This is a genomic window from Roseibaca sp. Y0-43, from assembly GCF_020667835.1.
Taxonomy (GTDB): domain Bacteria; phylum Pseudomonadota; class Alphaproteobacteria; order Rhodobacterales; family Rhodobacteraceae; genus Roseinatronobacter.
This window is the reverse complement of sequence record NZ_JAFMPR010000038.1, coordinates 1-1,221: the sequence shown is the minus strand read 5'-3', so window position 1 is coordinate 1,221 and position 1,221 is coordinate 1. Positions and strand designations below refer to the sequence as shown.

The 1,221-nt window shown below is 56.9% G+C and carries 1 protein-coding gene and 1 other annotated feature; the gene reads left to right on the top strand.

From position 1 onward, the window contains the following. Positions 1–57: 57 nt before the first annotated feature. Positions 58–1,221, top strand: a protein-coding gene (locus J1C52_RS14990) for an IS3 family transposase (RefSeq protein WP_227428732.1) whose coding sequence is annotated in 2 segments (ribosomal slippage) — positions 58–343 and positions 343–1,221 — 1,165 coding nt annotated over the 2 segments. Because the reading frame shifts where the segments join, the coding sequence is not laid out codon by codon here. This gene is flagged as partial in the annotation. Next, positions 336–452, top strand: a sequence feature (AL1L pseudoknot). (Overlaps the previous gene by 117 nt.)

The window sequence follows — 1,221 nt, the reverse complement described above, 5'->3', positions numbered from 1 at the left end:
TGAACCGCCCCTTGTTTGCCGGAGACCCAGAAGTAAGGATACTGGGTCATGGGAAAGATGAAGAACGGAACACGTTATCCAGAGGAACTGCGCGCCAGAGCGGTGCGGATGGTGCTGGATCACGAGAGCGAATACGCGAGCAGGTCGGCAGCGATATTGTCGATTTCGCAGAAGGTTGGATGCAGCAGGGACAGTCTACGGATCTGGGTCAAGCAGCATGAGACCGACACCGGCAAGCGCGATGGTCTGACAACGGCTGAACGGGATCGCATCAAAGAACTTGAGCGCGAGAACCGGCAGCTGCGTCAGGCAAATGAGATATTGAAGAAGGCATCCGCTTATTTTGCTCAGGCGGAGCTCGACCGCCCGTTTCGCAAATGATTGCCTTTATCAAAGAGCACCGAAGCGTGCATGGGGTCGAGCCGATGTGCCGGGTTCTGCAAATCGCTCCATCCACTTTCTACGAACGCCTTGCCATCGAGCGCGACCCTGACCGGGCATCGGATCGGGCCAAGCGCGATGCGTATCTGCGCAAAGAGATGCAGGACGTTTGGGAGAAGAACCGGTCTGTCTATGGCGCACGCAAACTGTGGCATGCGATGAAACGCGAGAAGATTGAAGTCGCTCGCTGCACCGTGGAGCGTTTGATGCGCCAGCTTGGTATTCAAGGCGTTCGGCGCGGCAAGAAGATCAAGACCACCCACGGCCAGCCTGTAGATCAATGCCCCTTGGACAAGGTGAACAGACAATTCCGGGCTTCAATGCCAAATGAGCTTTGGGTGTCCGACTTCACGTTCGTCTCGACTTGGCGTGGGTTCGTCTATGTGGCCTTCGTCATCGACACCTTTGCCAATCGGATCGTGGGCTGGAAGGCCTCGACGACGCAGGACACGCAGTTTGTCCTGGACGCATTGGAACAGGCGATCCATGCGCGCAGGCCTGCTGAGAAGCTGATCCATCACTCTGACCGCGGCAGCCAATACGTGTCGATCAAATACACCGAGAGACTGGCAGATGCGGGGCTGGAGCCTTCCGTTGGCACCGTCGGCGACAGCTATGACAACGCGTTGGCTGAGACGATCATCGGCCTGTTCAAAACCGAAGTCATCAATCGGCTGGGGCCATGGAAGTCCAAAGATCAGGTCGAGTGGGAAACCCTGCAATGGGTCGATTGGTTCAACAAGGAACGCCTGCTTGCGCCGCTCGGATACATCACCCCAA